Annotated in this window: 16 protein-coding genes; 12 read left to right on the top strand and 4 right to left on the bottom strand. The window is 70.0% G+C overall.

Annotation, left to right across the window (positions count from 1 at the left end; all coding sequences use genetic code 11):
• Window positions 1–5: 5 nt before the first annotated feature.
• Window positions 6–251, bottom strand: a complete 246-nt coding sequence (locus B116_RS0109760; RefSeq protein ID WP_027659966.1) for a DUF2530 domain-containing protein — start codon at window positions 249–251, stop codon at window positions 6–8.
• A gap of 50 nt (window positions 252–301) precedes the next feature.
• Between B116_RS0109760 and B116_RS0109755 the strand changes: the two genes are divergently transcribed.
• The 5 genes from B116_RS0109755 (at window position 302) to thpR (ending at window position 4,915) form a co-directional block, all read left to right on the top strand.
• Window positions 302–1,813: an NCS2 family permease gene (locus tag B116_RS0109755; protein WP_018722354.1), complete on the top strand. Its 1,512-nt coding sequence runs from the start codon at window positions 302–304 to the stop codon at window positions 1,811–1,813.
• Between the two features lie 115 nt (window positions 1,814–1,928).
• Window positions 1,929–2,378: a MarR family winged helix-turn-helix transcriptional regulator gene (locus tag B116_RS0109750; RefSeq protein WP_026321746.1), complete on the top strand. Its 450-nt coding sequence runs from the start codon at window positions 1,929–1,931 to the stop codon at window positions 2,376–2,378.
• Between the two features lie 61 nt (window positions 2,379–2,439).
• The gene (locus B116_RS0109745; RefSeq protein ID WP_018722352.1) at window positions 2,440–3,720 is read left to right on the top strand and encodes an MFS transporter; all 1,281 of its coding nucleotides are present in this window, start codon (window positions 2,440–2,442) and stop codon (window positions 3,718–3,720) included.
• Between the two features lie 79 nt (window positions 3,721–3,799).
• Window positions 3,800–4,306: a hypothetical protein gene (locus B116_RS0109740; protein ID WP_018722351.1), complete on the top strand. Its 507-nt coding sequence runs from the start codon at window positions 3,800–3,802 to the stop codon at window positions 4,304–4,306.
• A gap of 30 nt (window positions 4,307–4,336) precedes the next feature.
• Window positions 4,337–4,915, top strand: coding sequence for an RNA 2',3'-cyclic phosphodiesterase (thpR, locus tag B116_RS0109735; protein WP_018722350.1), 579 nt, complete (start codon window positions 4,337–4,339; stop codon window positions 4,913–4,915).
• A gap of 1 nt (window position 4,916) precedes the next feature.
• Here thpR and sepH read toward each other — a convergent pair whose 3' ends face one another.
• From sepH to B116_RS0109720, 3 genes are all read right to left on the bottom strand, one after another.
• Entirely contained in the window at window positions 4,917–5,990 is a 1,074-nt protein-coding gene (sepH, locus tag B116_RS0109730) for a septation protein SepH (protein ID WP_018722349.1), read from the bottom strand.
• A 184-nt stretch (window positions 5,991–6,174) separates the two neighbouring features.
• Complete coding sequence (gene serC / locus B116_RS0109725) at window positions 6,175–7,302, bottom strand: phosphoserine transaminase (protein ID WP_027659965.1); 1,128 nt, start codon at window positions 7,300–7,302, stop codon at window positions 6,175–6,177.
• 303 nt (window positions 7,303–7,605) lie between these two features.
• Window positions 7,606–8,712 carry a citrate synthase 2 gene (locus tag B116_RS0109720; protein ID WP_018722347.1) on the bottom strand — a complete coding sequence of 369 codons (1,107 nt, stop codon included), beginning with the start codon at window positions 8,710–8,712 and terminating at the stop codon, window positions 7,606–7,608.
• 240 nt (window positions 8,713–8,952) lie between these two features.
• On the opposite strand from B116_RS0109720, the gene pdxH reads away from it, so the two are divergent.
• The 7 genes from pdxH to B116_RS0109685 all read left to right on the top strand — a co-directional run bounded on the left by pdxH (window position 8,953) and on the right by B116_RS0109685 (window position 15,782).
• Window positions 8,953–9,618, top strand: coding sequence for a pyridoxamine 5'-phosphate oxidase (pdxH, locus tag B116_RS0109715; RefSeq protein WP_027659964.1), 666 nt, complete (start codon window positions 8,953–8,955; stop codon window positions 9,616–9,618).
• The gene (locus tag B116_RS0109710; protein WP_018722345.1) at window positions 9,615–10,907 is read left to right on the top strand and encodes an MFS transporter; all 1,293 of its coding nucleotides are present in this window, start codon (window positions 9,615–9,617) and stop codon (window positions 10,905–10,907) included. The genes pdxH and B116_RS0109710 overlap by 4 nt, the downstream gene beginning before the upstream one ends.
• A 17-nt stretch (window positions 10,908–10,924) precedes the next feature.
• Window positions 10,925–11,851: an aldose 1-epimerase family protein gene (locus B116_RS0109705; RefSeq protein WP_018722344.1), complete on the top strand. Its 927-nt coding sequence runs from the start codon at window positions 10,925–10,927 to the stop codon at window positions 11,849–11,851.
• Between the two features lie 13 nt (window positions 11,852–11,864).
• The gene (locus tag B116_RS0109700) at window positions 11,865–12,467 is read left to right on the top strand and encodes a nitroreductase family protein (protein ID WP_027659963.1); all 603 of its coding nucleotides are present in this window, start codon (window positions 11,865–11,867) and stop codon (window positions 12,465–12,467) included.
• A 184-nt stretch (window positions 12,468–12,651) separates the two neighbouring features.
• Window positions 12,652–12,957 (top strand): type II toxin-antitoxin system VapB family antitoxin, encoded by a 306-nt coding sequence (locus B116_RS0109695; RefSeq protein WP_018722342.1) that lies wholly within the window; start codon window positions 12,652–12,654, stop codon window positions 12,955–12,957.
• A 34-nt stretch (window positions 12,958–12,991) separates the two neighbouring features.
• The gene (locus B116_RS0109690; protein ID WP_027659962.1) at window positions 12,992–14,152 is read left to right on the top strand and encodes an acyl-CoA dehydrogenase family protein; all 1,161 of its coding nucleotides are present in this window, start codon (window positions 12,992–12,994) and stop codon (window positions 14,150–14,152) included.
• A gap of 232 nt (window positions 14,153–14,384) precedes the next feature.
• Window positions 14,385–15,782, top strand: a complete 1,398-nt coding sequence (locus B116_RS0109685) for an L-serine ammonia-lyase (RefSeq protein ID WP_027659961.1) — start codon at window positions 14,385–14,387, stop codon at window positions 15,780–15,782.
• The last annotated feature ends 27 nt before the right edge of the window (window positions 15,783–15,809 follow it).

The raw sequence follows: 15,809 nt of genomic DNA, 5'->3' as shown, positions 1-15,809 counted from the left end.
CTGGGTCAGTGACCGGCGCGGCGGCGACGTCGGTGCGTGTCGTGCCGCCTCATCACGGCGAGACCGGGCAGACCCCACAGGAACCCAGCCAGGCAGGTCCAGAGCCAGCCCTCGCGGCCGGTCTCCACCAACTGGTCGCGGAAGAACAGCAGCACGATTCCGGCGATCGCCCAGCCGGCCATCCCGGCGAGGGTAAACGGCACCATCGGCGGGTCGAGCGGTTCGGGCCGCGGTTGCGGCTGCTTCAGCACGGAGCAAGCGTACGGGATCAGTTTTCCTGGCAGGCCGACGATCTGCGACGATGCGGCCGACGAAACAAGAGAGCACCTGCGAGGAACCGATGGCAGTAGCCCCGCCCGACGACGCCACGCCGCCCGCGACACCGCGGAACGGCTTCGACCGCTACTTCGAGATATCCGCCCGCGGTTCGACGCTGGGCCGTGAGGTGCGGGGTGGGTTGGCGACCTTCTTCACGATGGCCTACATCGTGGTGCTCAACCCGCTGATCCTCGGCTCCGCCGTTGACGGCGCCGGGGAACGGCTGCCGATCCCGGCGCTCGCTGCGGCGACCGCGTTGGTTGCCGGCCTGGCGACGATCTTGATGGGTGTGGTGGGCCGGTTCCCGCTGGCGGTCGCCGCCGGTCTCGGTGTCAACGCGCTGGTCGCGTACGAGATCGCTCCGGAGATGACCTGGGCGGACGCGATGGGTCTGGTGGTGATCGAAGGTTTGATCATCGCGGTGCTGGTGTTGACTGGGCTGCGTACCGCGGTGTTCCGTTCGGTGCCCACCCAGATGAAGGCGGCGATCGGGGTCGGCATCGGGCTGTTCCTGACCATCATCGGTCTGGTTGACGCGGGTTTCGTCCGGCGGCTCCCGGACGCGGCGAACACCACCGTCCCGGTCGGCCTGGGCATCGGCGGCAAGCTGGTCAGTTGGCCGATGTTGGTCTTCGTGGTGGGTCTGCTGCTGACTCTGGTGCTGGTGGTGCGTCGGGTCAAGGGCGCGATCCTGATCGGCATCCTCGCCTCGACCGGGCTGGCGCTCGTCATCGAGGCGCTGGGCAACATCGGCCCGTCCGTGGTCAACGGGGTGTCGAACCCCAAGGGCTGGTCGCTGACCGTGCCCGAGTTGCCGAGCCGAATCCTGGATGTGCCGGATCTGTCGCTACTCGGCCGGTTCAACGTGCTCGATTCGTGGAGCCGAGCCGGCTGGCTGGTCGTGCTGATGTTCATCTTCACGCTGATCATTACCGACTTCTTCGACACGATGGGCACGATGGTGGCTGTCGGCCAGGAGGGTGGGATGCTCGACGAGCAGGGCACCCCGCCCCGGGCGAAGGAGATCCTGCTGGTCGACTCGATCGCCGCGGCCGGCGGTGGCGCCGCGAGCGTGTCGAGTAACACGGCGTACATCGAGAGTGCGGCCGGTGTCGCGGAGGGTGCCCGGACGGGCGCGGCCAACCTGGTCACCGGGGTGCTCTTCCTACTGGCGATGTTCCTTACGCCGCTGGTGTTGGTGGTGCCCTTCGAGGCCGCGTCAACCGCGCTTGTGGTGGTCGGGTTCCTGATGATGACCGCGGTGCGGACCATCGACTGGACCGACTTCGAGATCGCGATCCCAGCGTTCCTCACGATCGTGTTGATGCCGTTCACGTACTCGATCTCCAACGGCATCGGTGCCGGTCTGATCGTGTACGTGTTGATGAAGGTCGCTCGGGGTAAGGCGCGGGAGGTTCATCCGCTGTTGTACGGCGTGGCGGCGCTCTTCGTGTTGTATTTCCTGCGCGGGCCGATCGAGTCTGTGCTGCTGTGACGCCGGGCGCAGGGCCGGGTAGCGGACCGGCCCTGCGCCCCGCGTAGGGCGTACTCCGCGTGAGCCTGGTCATATCGCATGTCGTTAGCTAGGCTTATTAGTTAGGCTAACTACAGTGACGGAGCAGACGGTGACGGCGAAGAGCGTGCCACCGGCGCAGCTGGCAGTCCAGCTGCGGGATGCGATTACCCGACTCAACCGGCGGGTCCGCCAGGCCAGACCGGTTGGTGACCTAACGGTTACCCAGCTCTCCGCGCTCACCAGCCTCCGGCTGGCGGGCGCGCTGACGCCCCGGGAACTTGCCGACGTCGAACGGGTTCAGCCGCCGACGATGACCAAGATCGTCGCGAAACTGGAGGAGCGCGGCCTCGTGCAGCGAACCCCCCACCCGACCGACGGCCGGCAGGTGATCCTTGCCCCGACGGAGGGGGGCGGAGCGGTGCTGGACCAGTTTGAGCGCGTTCGGGACCAATGGCTGGCCCACCGGTTGGCCGAACTGAGTGCGGAGGAACGGGAGACGCTGCGCCAGGCAGCAGAGATTCTGCAACAGGTCACCCGTACCTGAGGCTCCCGCCTCGCCTGCGCCGTCACGGCGATGACGCGTACGCGAGGGAGGCGCACCAAGAGTGCAGAAGAAGCTGAGCACGATATTCCAGTCCCTACAGGTCCGCAATTACCGGCTATTCGCCTCCGGACAGCTGATCAAGCTGATCGGCGTCTGGATGATGTTCATCGCCCAGGACTGGCTCGTCCTCGAGCTCAGCGACAACTCCGCCACCGCGCTCGGTATCGTCACCGCCCTCCAGTTCGCTCCTGTTCTGTTGCTCACGCTGATCTCCGGGCGGCTCGCCGACCGGTACGACAAGCGCGTCCTGCTCTTCGCCGCCAACCTGTTCTGGACGGTGTTGGCCCTGGCTATGAGCCTGTTGGTGATCACCGGCCGGGTGCAGCTCTGGCACGTCTTCACCTTCGCCGCCCTCCTCGGCGTCGCCAACGCGGTGGAAACCCCGGTCCGGCAGGCCTTCGTCTCCGAACTGGTCGGCACCCCGCTGCTGCCGAACGCCCTCTCCCTCAATGCCGCGACCTTCAACTCCGCGCGAATCGTCGGCCCCGCCCTCGCAGGCCTCGCCATCGCCGCCGTTGACGTGGGGCCGGTCTTCCTGGTCACCGCCCTCAGCTCGATCGCGCCGCTGGTGAACGTGATCCGGATTCGCCCGGCCGAGCTGCACCGCGAGGCGCTACCGCCGCGCGAGGAGCGGGACTCGGCCCGGGTTGTGGACGGGCTGCGCTACGTCTGGGGTCGGCCGGATCTGCTGCTGCCGATGTTCCTGATCTCGGTCATCGCCACCTCACTCTTCAATTTTCAGCTCACTCTCGCCGCGTTGGCCAAGACCGTCTTCGACACCGGGGCCGCCTCGTTCGGTCTGTTCAGCAGCGCCCTCGCGGTAGGCGCACTGGCCGGGGCCCTGGCCGGTACCGGGCGTCGCAGCCGCCCCTCGGTGTGGCTGGTGCTCTCCGCGGCCATCGTCTGCGCCATCTTCGGCACCCTGGTCGGGCTCGCTCCCACCTACTGGCTGGTGGTGGCGCTGCTCCTGCCGACCGGCTTCTCCACGGTCTTCTTCGCCCAGGCCTGCAACCAGCGCATCCAACTGGGCACTGACGCCGCCTTCCGGGGCCGGGTCATGGCGCTGTGGGTGCTGGTCTTCCTGGGCACCAACCCGGTCGGCGCGCCGGTCATCGGGTGGCTCGCCGAGACGTACGGCGCCGGGGCCAGCATTTGGATGGGCGGGCTGGTCTCCCTCACCGCCGCGCTGCTCGCCCTGGTCTGGCAGCTGCGCCGCTCGGGAGCTCGGCTGCGGTTCCGGGTGCTGCCGATGCCCCGCTTCTACGTCACCGAACGGGTGTGAGCCCCGCGTCCAAGCGGACAAAACGGTTTATTACGGCAAATCGGTGGCAGGGCGATCGCAACCGGCTTAGCGTCGGGGCGTGGAGGTGGGACGTGCGCTGCTGGTGACCCTGATGGTCGCTGCCGTGGTGTGCCTACCCATGCTGATCGCCCTGCTCATCTGCGCCGACGAACTGGTTGACCGCTTCGCCTTCCGATGGGCGCAGTGGCGGAACCGGCACCGGGAACGGCGGATAATCGCTCGCCTGGATCGGGCGGTCGAGGCCGACGCGCTCACCCGGAACATCGACCTGAGTCGGCTGGACCGACCGGATCGGCAGCCCCTGGAAAAACTCGCCACGGAGCTCCGCCAGCTCCGGGGCCATCGGTTCGGGTACGGGCGGGCCACCGCCTGGCATGAAGCGGCGCTCGCCAGCTACGACGGTCGACTTCGGCTGGCCTGTGCCGCCCTCGGAATCACGCAGCACCTGGACGAGCTGACCGGGGCGGACCGGGAGATTGAGCGGGTCCGGGTCGAGGGACTGCTGCACCGGGCGGGGCTGATCTTGCCGGCAGCCCGGCCCGAGCACCGACAGCGCCACCGTTGAGTGGTAGTTGGCGGAGCGACGGCGGTCAGGTTGAGACTCTTCGTCGCCGTCTACCCGCCACCAGCGGCGGTGGAGCACCTCCGCGTGCGGGTCACGGAGCTGCGAGTCGGCAGGGCCGCCGGCGCCGGCGTCGGTGTCCGCCTCGCCGACCCGACCCAGGCGCACGTCACGCTCGCCTTCCTCGCAGCGGTGGCAGCGGACCGGCTGGGGGACGTGGAGCGCTCGCTCGACCAGGCTGCGCGGCGGTCACGCGACTCATGGCCGAGCCCGCCGCGGCTTCGCCTGGCTGGCGGCGGGACGTTCGGACAGGGCCGCTCCACCGTCCTGTGGGTGGACCTGCGGGGTGAGGTGGCGCAGCTGCACCTGCTGGGACGACTGGTCCGATCCCGGCTGCGGGCCAACGACCTGCGCTACGACGAGAAGCCGTTGCGCCCGCACCTGACGGTGGCCCGGCCCCGCGACCGACTGCCGTCGGCCGAGGTGGCGGCCGATGTCGCGGCGCTACAGGCCTACGAGGGCCCGCAGTGGTCGGCGCGGGAACTGGTGTTGACGCGCAGCCAACCGGGCCCGCGCCGAAGCTATGACCGCCTGGCCGGCTGGCAGCTGTGAGTCAGGAGGACTCGCGGGCTGCCGGGGCGCTGCCGAAGAGCACGTCGTCCCAGCTCGGTAGCCGCTTGCGCGGTTTGCTGCTGCTCTCGCCCGACTCGGTGCTGCCCGCCGTCGCGGCACCCGTACGGCGCGGCCGGAGCACGGCCAGCGAGGGGACAGCCGGCACCTCCTTCGGCGCGTCCGAGTCGTCGTCGAAGGCCGAACCCGGGCCGCCGCCGAGTAGCGCCGCCGCGCCGCCAGCGACTGTTCGTGGCCGCGGCGCCTCCGGGGTAGCCGGGCTCCGGGGCTCAAGGCCACGGCCGGAAGCACCGCCGAGTGGGCGGTCCAGGGAGGCGAGCAGGGCGTCCCGACCGGCACGAATCGGATCGCGGCTCGGCCGGGCGGGCTCAGCCGGACCTGGCAGGGCGTGCCCACCGCGCCCGGGCTCGGCCCGTGCCGGGCCGGGCAGCCCGTGGCCACCACGATCGGACGTCGATTCCTGCCCGAGGATCGGCATGGGACGCTCGGCGCAGAGGTACTGCGCCATGTCGTCGTGCGGCGTGACCGACTGCCGGGACTTCTCCAGCTCCCACACCGCCTGGGCGGTGGCCTTGCCGGAGGGCCAGGTGGCGACGATGCGCCAGGTCCCGTCGTCGCGACGCCACGCATCCCACGAGATCTTCTCAGTGTCGATGCCGTGCTGGGACAGCCGACCGTTGACCACCTCGGCGAGCGGGGTCGGCTTCTCGGCCCCCCGCAGGCGGGTGCGCCGGGCATGCTGGGCGAGCATGGCCCGCTCCTGGAGAACCGGGCCGGCGTAGCGCAGCACGCGGTCAACGGGGACGCTAGCGATCCGGGCGACATCCTCAGCGGACTCACCGGCCCGGATCCGGGCCTGGATGTCGCGTGGGGCCAGGGTCGGGGCCGGATCGGTGCCCGGCGTCGAGGCCACCGCCAGGGGTGCGGCCCCGGGCTCGGTGTGCAGGGCGGTGGAGACGCGCTCGTCAAGGGGGAGCGCGAGAAGTCGCCCGACCTCGTCGGTGAGGACCAGTGCCTGGCCGTCCTCGGAGAGGGCGACGAAGCGTACTGGGCGCATGGTCTGCCTCCGTCCCGCTTCGCTGGCCCGCGCCACAGGCGAGCCACCCGGGCGTCTCGCACCACCGTACGCCCATCGGCGCGCAGGTGGGGGAACCGACACCCCGCGATTCCCGACGGAGCTGCGACAATGATCACGGTGGGTGGCTGCCGGGGTCCGGAAGGCCACCCACCGTGACGGGCGGTCAGAGTCGTTCGACCACGTGGTCGATGGCCGCGGTCAACGCCTCCACATCGGCTGGTTCGATCGCTGGGAAGAGGGCGATGCGCAGCTGGTTACGACCGAGCTTGCGGTATGGCTCGGTGTCCACGATCCCGTTCGCTCGCAGCGCCTTCGCGACGGCGGTGGCGTCCACCTCGTCCACGAAGTCAACGGTGGCGACCACGTTGGAGCGCAGCGCCGGATCGGTGACGAACGGCGTGGCTACCGGGGAGCGCTCCGCCCAGCCATAGATGATGCCGGCGCTCTCCGCGGTGCGCTTGGCTGCCCAGGTCAGGCCCCCCTGCGCGTTCATCCAGTCGGTCTGCTCCGCGGCGAGGAGAATGGTGGCCAGGGCGGGAGTGTTGTACGTCTGCTCCAGCCGCGAATTGTCGATCGCCGTGCTCAGGTCGAGGAAGGCCGGGATGTAGCGGCCGGTGGCCTTGACTTCGGCCGCGCGGGCCAACGCCGCCGGGGACATCAGGGCCAGCCACAGACCGCCGTCGGAACCGAAGCACTTCTGCGGGGCGAAGTAGTAGACGTCGGTTTCGCCGACGTTGACCTCCAAACCGCCGGCGCCGGAGGTGCCGTCGACCAGCAGCAGCGCGTCCTCGTCCGCGCCGGGCACCCGGTGAATCGGCACCGCGACACCAGTGGAGGTCTCGTTGTGCGGGGTGGCGTAGACATCCACGCCGGCCTCCGCCACCAGGCTCGGGGCGCTACCGGCCGGCGACTGGTGAATGGTCGGCGCACCGAGGAACGGTGCGTCCTGGACAGACTTGGCGAACTTGGCGCCAAACTCGCCGAAGCTGGCGAACTGGGCCCGGTCCCGGATCAGGCCGAACGCGGCGACCTCCCAGAAGGCGGTGGTGCCGCCGTTACCGAGGACGACCTCGTACCCCTCGGGCAGGGCGAAGAACTCGGCGATCCCCCGGCGTAGCCGGGCGACCTCGTTGCGGACCGTGCTCTTGCGGTGCGAGGTGCCGAGATAGCCGTTCGCCGCCGCCGCGAGCGCGGAGACCGCCGCCGGACGAACCTTGGACGGGCCGCAGCCGAATCGCCCGTCGGCGGGTTTGATGTCGTCGGGAATTCGGATGGTCGATGCGTCAGCCACGGTCTTGGATTCCTTCCGCAAGGGCGAGGGAGGGGCCGGGGATGTGCTGGAGTGGATCGAGGGCGCGCAATGCGGGGCGCGCACGGCCGATCCTCTCCGAACGGCGGCGCTGCCAGCTCTCATCCTTACACCCGTCGCCTCTTGGATGGCCGCCGGTCTCACCGGCGGGGGTGAGGCGTACGCCACAGCCCCGCCGGTGCGGTTGGCTCAGCTCGGATGACGGTCCGACGCCGTGCGGAACCTGGTCTCAGTTCGGGCGACCGTGCGACGCCCTGCGGAACCTCGTCCCAGCTCGGGCGACGGTCAGACGCCGTGCGGAACCTGGTCCCAGCCCTCGACCTCGTGCGGCCGGCGGGGGCCGGGTCCGACGTAGCGGGCGGAGGGGCGGACGAGCCGCTGAAGCTTCTTCTGCTCCAGAATGTGGGCGCTCCAGCCGCCCATTCGGGCGCAGGTGAACATCGAGGTGAACATGTGGGCGGGCACCTCGGCGAAGTCCAGCACGACCGCGGACCAGAACTCGACATTGGTGGCGAGAACCCGGTCCGGCTTGCGGCTGTGCAGTTCGGCCAGGGCGGCCTTCTCCAGGGCCTCGGCGACCTCGAAGCGTGGGGCCCCCAACTCCTTGGCGGTGCGGCGAAGCACCCGGGCGCGCGGGTCCTCGGCCCGGTAGACCCGATGACCGAAGCCCATCAGCCGCTCACCGCGGTCGAGCACGCCCCGGACGTACCCCTCGGCGTCACCACTGCGCTCCACTGCCTCGAGCATGTTCAGCACCCGGGAGGGCGCACCGCCGTGCAGCGGCCCGGAGAGCGCACCGATGCCGGAGGAGATGCAGGCCGCCGCGTCCGCGCCGGTGGAGGCGACGATGCGGGCGGTGAAGGTGGAGGCGTTCAGGCCGTGCTCGGCGGCCGAGATGAAGTACGCGTCCACGGCCTTGACGTGCCGCGGGTCCGGCTCGCCCCGCCAGCGCTTCATGAAGCGCTCGACGATGGTGGAGGCCTTGTCGATCTCCTTCTGCGGCACGGCCGGCAGGCCCAGGCCCCGCGCGGACTGGGCAACGAAGGAGAGCGCGGTTACCGATACCCGGGCCAGGTCCTCGCGGGCCTGCTCGTCGGCGATGTCGAGCAGCTGGTGTAGACCCCAGTACGGGGCGAGCATCGCCACCGCGGACTGTACGTCCACCCGAATGTCACCGGAGTGAACCGGGACGGGGAATGGCTCGGCCGGCGGTAGCCCCGGGCCGAATCGTCCATCCACCAACAGGGCCCAGACGTTGCCGAACGAGACTTGACCGATGAGATCTTCGATGTCCACGCCGCGATAACGCAGCGAGCCACCCTCCCGGTCGGGTTCGGCGATCTCGGTCTCGAAGGCTATGACGCCCTCCAGTCCCGGTTTGAAGTCGGCCATGTCGTCTCCTGGATCTGGCACGGTGCGCCCGGGACGGGCCCTCGTCGGGCCCGGCGCCCATGGCGACCCTCAGGGATGTGTTCGTGACATCTTGCCTGCTGACTACGGGACTTTCGACCCGTGACCGTTGTGCCTCACGCGACATCCCCGGCCGGAACGGCCGTCGGGGGATCAGTGACACTGGGGTGTACGGGCAGGCTGCCAGCGCCACAACGGGTCGGCCTGCCATCTGGGAGGGGAGTGGATGTGACAGGCGACACAGTGCCGCCGGCGAACCTGCGTAACGAGTACGCCGCGGACCTGGGCCTGACCGAGACGAACCTGGCCGGTGACTGGTATGCCCAGTTCGACCGCTGGTTCACCGAAGCGGTGGCCGGCGGTCTGCCCGAGCCGAACGCGATGGTGCTCGGCACCGCCGACGCGGCTGGCCGGCCGAGCGCCCGTACGGTGCTGCTGAAGGGGTATGGACCGGACGGCTTCGTCCTGTTCACCAACTATGGGTCGCGCAAGGGCACCGAGCTAGCCGCCAGCCCGTACGCGAGCCTGGTCTTCCCCTGGTTCGTGCTGGAGCGCCAGGTGGTGGTGACCGGCCGGGTGGAGCGGCTCGAGCGTGCCGAGACCGAGGCGTACTTCGCCAGCCGGCCGCGGGGCTCCCAACTCGGGGCGTGGGCGAGTGAGCAGTCGCGAGTGCTCCCGGACCGGGCCGCGCTGGACGCCGCGTACCGGGCGGTGGCGGAGCGCTTCGTTGACGGGTCGTCGATCCCGGCGCCGCCGCACTGGGGTGGCTTTCGGGTTCGCCCCGACGAGGTGGAGTTCTGGCAGGGCCAGGCGAGCCGGCTGCACGACCGGCTGCGGTTCCGTGTCACCGACGGGGGCGGCTGGGTCGTCGAGCGGCTGGCGCCGTGACCGAGGTGCGTCAGGCCCAGCGGCGGAGCGGCCGGTGGGCGATCGACCTGCGTCCGCTGTCGGTGCCGGCGTTCCGTCGGATGTGGCTCGGCAACACCATGGCGATGTTCGGCTTCCAGCTCACCTCGGTCGCCGTCTCGGTCGAAATGTACGCCCTGACCGGAGAGTCCTTCTGGGTCGGCCTGCTCGGCCTCGCCGGTTTTGTACCCCTGCTGCTCTTTGGGCTCTGGGGTGGAGCGGTGGCCGATGCGCGGGACCGGCGTCGGGTGCTGCTCGCCGGTTCGGCGCTGCTCTGGACCACGATGCTCGGCCTGCTGGCGCAGGCCTCGTTCGGCGTGGGCAGCCCGGTGCTGCTGCTGGCGCTGGTGGCCGTCCACTCGGCCGGCTTCGCGATCAGCTCGCCGGCGCGATCCGCGGCTCTGCCCCGACTGCTGCCACCGGGGCTGGTTCCGGCGGCAGCCACCCTGAACTACACCGCCTTCACGGCGGCCTCGGTGGTCGGTCCGCTCGCCGCCGGTTTGATCTTCGCGGTCGGCGGCACCGAGCGTGGACTGCCGATCGCGTACGCGGCGGACGCGCTCCTGTTCACCGGGTTGGTGGTGGCCGCGCTGCGGCTGCCGGCGATGCCGCCGGAGCCGCTTCGCGACGGCGAGGCGCGGCGTGGTGGGTTGGCGGGGATCAGGGACGGACTCCGGTACCTGGCCACCACGCCGGTGCTGCTGTTGTCGTTCGGCATTGACCTGATCGCGATGGTGCTGGCGATGCCACGGGCGTTGTTTCCGGAGATCGCCGAGGAGCGGTTCGGCGGCGGGGCGGCGGTCGGCTGGCTCTTCAGCGCCATCGCGATCGGCGCCATGCTGGCCGGCCTCACCTCCGGCTGGATCAGCCGGCTGCGCCGGCAGGGGCTCGGGCTGGTCGTGGTGGTAGTCGGCTGGGGTCTGGCGGTCGCGGCGGCGGGGTTGGCCCAGCAGCTCTGGCTGATGGTCCTGTTGCTCGCGGTCGCCGGGGCGGCTGATCTGGTCAGCGCGGTGATTCGCCAGTCGATGCTGTTGGTCTACGCGCCGGACCGGATGCGGGGCCGGCTTCAGGGGGTGAACACGGTGGTCGTCGCCGGGGGACCGCGCCTCGGTGATCTGCGGGCCGGCGCGATGGCGGGTGGCTTCGGCAGCGGTGTCGCCTGGGTCGGTGGTGGTCTGCTCTCGGCCGTATTCGCGCTCGGGCTGGCGGTGGCCTTCCCGGCCCTGATTCGCTATCGGGCGGCCGCTGTCGCCAGCGAGCAGCGGGTTTGACCGGTTAAGGTCCGGGGATGGACTTCCCCGGGCAGTGGGCCCCTTCGGGGGCACAGTGGACCATCGCGGCTGCCGGACACGAGGCGGTGATCGTCGAGGTTGGTGGTGGAATCCGTACCTACCGGTCCGACGGGGTGGAGCACCTGGACGGGTACAGCTCAGCCGAGCTGTGCCCGGACTCCGCCGGCCAGGTGCTCGCTCCCTGGCCGAACCGGCTTCGGGACGGTAGCTACCACTTCGAGGGCCGCGACCTTCAGCTGGCGATCAGCGATCCGGAGCACAACGCGGCCTTCCACGGGCTGGTCAACTGGGTGCCTTGGCAGTTGCTGGAACGATCGGCCGACGCGGTGACGCTCGGCTATGAGTTGGCCGCGACCCCCGGCTATCCCTGGTCGCTTCGGCTGCGGAGTCGGTGGCGTGTCGGCCCGGACGGGCTGCACGCCGAGCACGAGGTGACCAACGGCGGCGGCGAACCAGCGCCCTTCGGCTTCGCGGCGCACCCGTACCTGCGGGTGCCGGGCGGCTCGGTGGACGATGTGGTGCTGCGGTTGCCGGCGCGGAGCCGGTTGCAGGTGGACGGGCGGCTACTACCGATCGCCCAGTCCTCGGTCGTCGGCACCGAGTACGACTGGACCGCGCCGCGTCGGATCGGCCGGGCGGTGCTCGACGACACCTTCGGTGACGTGATCCGTGACGGCGACGGCGGTTCGGCGGTTGAGCTGGCCGCCCCGGACGGCGAGGCCCGGATTCGGGTCTGGGCGGACCGGCGGTTCGGCTGGTGGCAGGTCTTCACCGGGGACACCCGACCCGGGCCACGGCGTCGGCGTTCGGTGGCGCTGGAGCCGATGACCTGCCCGCCGGATGCGTTTCGCTCTGGCCGGGATCTGATTACGTTACGGCCGGGTGAGACCTGGCGCGGCGCCTGGGGCATCCGGCTGGCGTAGTCGAGGAGGTGCGATGGAGTTCGTCGAGGTGGTCCGGCGTCGTCGGATGGTCCGTAACTACGACCCGGATCGGCCGGTCCCGCCGGAGGTGGTGGACCGCGTGTTGGCGCATGCGATCCGGGCGCCGTCGGCGGGCTTCTCCCAGGGGTGGGGTTTCCTGGTGTTGGAGGCCGCCGAGGATCGGGATCGGTTCTGGGCGGCGACCACGCCGGGTACGGGCGGCCGGGAACGCTGGTTGGCCGGAATGCGTCGGGCCCCGCTGATCATCGTGCCGCACGCCAACCGGTCGGCATACCTGGACCGGTACGCGGAGCCGGACAAGGGGTGGGCGGACCGGTCGACGGGGCGCTGGTCGATGCCCTACTGGTACATCGACACCGGCTTCGCCGCGTTGTTGATGCTGCTCACCGCCGTTGATGAGGGTCTGGGGGCGTGCTTTTTCGGTATTCCGCCGCAGCGGCTGGAGGAGTATCGAGCCGCTTTTGGTGTGCCCCTGGAGTATGAGCCGGTCGGCGCGGTCACCATCGGCTACCGTGCGGTGGATCAACGATCATCGTCGCTGCGCCGTGGACGTCGCCCGGTGGACGAGGTGGTCCGCCGTGGTCGATGGAGTTAATGCCGAAGAATGCGGTTTGTCCGGTTGATAAACCGAACTGTCGAGGCGAAAATGGCATAAAGCAGTAGAACACGGCGTGACTTGGCCGGTTAGGCTGACATGGTCATTGGCGCCGCTGCCCGCGGCGTCGCGTGCAGCGGTGCCGGGTCGGGGCAGCCGGTCGCGGGGAGGGGAGCTAACTGTCGTGATCTTCAGAGCGGTCCGGGATGGGCGTCCATACCCCGAGCACAGCCTGACGCTCAAGCAGTGGGCCGAGATCCCTCCGCGCCCGTTGCGACTGGATCAGTTGATCACTACGAAGCGTGAGTTGGCGCTGGACAAACTCCTCGCCGAGGATTCGACCTTCTACGGCGACCTGTTTCCACACGTGGTGCAGTGGAACGGCGGTCTCTACCTGGAGGATGGGCTGCATCGGGCGCTGCGAGCCGCGCTGCAGCAGCGTAACCAGATCCATGCCCGGGTATTCGTCTTTCCCGCGGCGGTCGACTGAGCGACGCGGGATGAGTCTTCGTTAAGGTGCTGCTATGAGCCCTCTCGACTTGCTGGACGTCGATTCGTCGCTGAGCGCCGAGGAGCGGCAGATTCGCACCGTCGTCCGTCAACTCGTTGACGAGCAGGTGCGGCCGTACGTCGCCGCCTGGTACGAGGAAGGTCGCGTGCCTGCCCGGGAACTGGCCCGGGAGTTCGGCAAGCTGGGCCTGCTCGGCATGCACCTGACCGGGTATGGCTGCGCCGGCTCCTCGGCCATCGCCTACGGTCTGGCCTGCCTGGAGTTGGAGGCAGGTGACTCGGGCATCCGCTCTCTGGTCTCGGTGCAGGGGTCGCTGGCGATGTACGCCATCTGGCGCTACGGCAGCGCGGAGCAGAAGCAGCGTTGGCTGCCCACGATGGCTACCGGGGAGACGATCGGCTGTTTCGCGCTGACCGAGCCGGACCACGGTTCCGACCCGGCGTCGATGGCCACCCGGGCCCGTCGCGATGGCGACGACTGGGTGCTGCACGGCACCAAGATGTGGATCACCAACGCGACGATTGCGGACGTCGCGGTGATCTGGGCGCGCACCGACGAGGGGATCCGCGGTTTCGCCGTGCCGACCAGGACGCCCGGGGTGACGGTGCGCGAGATCCGGCGCAAAATGTCACTCCGGGCGTCGGTGACGGGGGAGATCTCTCTGGACGACGTACGGGTGCCGGCATCGGCCCAACTGCCCGAGGCCGTCGGGTTGAAGGCGCCGCTGGGCTGCCTCACCGAAGCGCGGCACGGGATTGTCTGGGGCGCGCTCGGCGCGGCCCGGGACTGCCTGGAGACGGCGCTGCAGTACGCGAGCAGCCGTACCCAGTTCGGCCGCCCGCTCGCCGGGTTCCAGCTCACCCAGGCGAAGCTCGCCGACATGGCGGTGGAGTGGAGCAAGGGCTACCTGTTGGCCTTGCAGCTCGGTCGGCTCGCTGACGCCCATCGGCTCCGCCCCGACCAGGTCAGCGTGGGCAAGCTCAACAACGTGCGGGAGGCGTTGGCCATCGCCCGGCAATGCCGCACGATCCTGGGGGCCAACGGCGTCTCCGGTGAATACCCGGTGCTGCGGCACGCCAACAACCTGGAGAGCGTGCTTACCTATGAGGGCACCTCCGAGATCCACCAGCTTGTCATCGGGCAGCGGTTGACCGGTCTGTCCGCTTTCGCCTGATCGCTTGCCGGCGAGGGGTTGGCGCCCGCGCTGACCGGCCTGTCCGCTCTCGCCGGACCGCTTCGGCAAGGGCGGGCCCCGGTGTGGGCTGCGACATCAGGGTGGGTGTCGGGGCCGGGGCGGGTAGGCTGGCCGGCCGGCCCGACAGATCCGGGCACCCGGGATGTCCGTTTGACGGCGGTCACCCGGACCGGTGCCCGCACGGCGGGTAGGACGGCGAGGAAGTGCAGCAATGATCAGTATTTTCGATCTCTTCAGTGTCGGTATCGGGCCGTCCAGCTCGCACACCGTCGGGCCGATGCGTGCCGCCCGGACGTTCGTCGCCGGCCTCAAGGCGGACGGGCTGCTCAACGCGACGGTACGGATCCGCGCCGAGCTGTTCGGTTCATTGGGAGCGACCGGTCGCGGCCACGGCAGCGATCGGGCGGTCCTGCTCGGGCTCGCCGGTGAGGAGCCGGAGACGGTCGACACCGACGCCGTGGAGGGCTGGATTGATCAGATCCGCGCCGAACACCGGCTCTCGCTGCTCGCCGCACATGAGATTGACTTCGATCCGGCTCGGGACCTGGTGCTGCACCGCCGCCGGTCACTGCCGTACCACCCGAACGGGATGACCTTCGCCGCCTACGACTCGACCAGTGGCGAGCTCCGGGCCCGTACCTACTACTCGGTTGGCGGTGGGTTCGTCGTGGATGAGGCGGCGGCGGGGGCGGACCGGATCACCTCGGATACCACCCCGGTGCGCTACCCCTTCTCGACCGGTGCGCAGCTGCTGGCCGTGACCCGGGAGACCGGGCTGTCCATCAGTGAGGTCATGCTCGCCAACGAGCTGTCCTGGCGGAGCGAGCGGGAGGTGCGCGCCGGCCTGCTGGAGATCTGGCGGGTGATGCGGGAGTGCGTGGCGCGGGGCTGCGAACGCGACGGTGTGCTCCCCGGCCGGCTGCGGGTCCGGCGGCGGGCCGCCGAGCTGTACCGCGGTCTGATGATGGACGCCGACCCGATGCGGTCGACGGCGGGCCGGGGGGCGGTGGATCCGCTGCGCGCGATGGATTGGGTGACCCTCTTCGCCCTCGCGGTCAACGAGGAGAACGCCGGTGGTGGCCGGGTGGTGACCGCGCCAACCAACGGCGCGGCTGGGATTATTCCGGCGGTCCTGCACTACTACGACCGGTTCGGGCCGGGTGCCACCCCGGATGGTGTGGTGCGGTTCCTGCTCGCCGCCGGCGCCATCGGTGTGCTGTTCAAGGAGAACGCCTCCATCTCCGGCGCTGAGGTGGGTTGCCAGGGTGAGGTGGGTTCGGCCTGCTCGATGGCGGCGGCCGGGCTGGCCGAGGCGCTGGGGGGCAGCCCGGAGCAGGTGGAGAACGCCGCCGAGATCGGCATGGAACACAACCTGGGGCTGACGTGCGATCCGGTCGGCGGCCTCGTGCAGATCCCCTGCATCGAGCGGAACGCGGTGGCTAGCATCAAGGCGATCACGGCTGCCCGGCTCGCGTTGCGGGGTGATGGTGTGCACCACGTCTCGCTCGACAAGGTGATCAAGACGATGCGGGAGACCGGGGCGGACATGAAGGTCAAGTACAAGGAGACGGCGCGAGGCGGCCTCGCCGTCAACGTGATCGAGTGCTGAGCGCCACCGGCGCACCGGGGGTGCGGC

Origin of the sequence: Salinispora fenicalii (assembly GCF_000514815.1) — a bacterium.
GTDB lineage: Bacteria > Actinomycetota > Actinomycetes > Mycobacteriales > Micromonosporaceae > Micromonospora > Micromonospora fenicalii.
The sequence above is the reverse complement of the archived record's forward strand: the minus strand, read 5'-3'. Positions and strand labels throughout refer to the sequence as shown.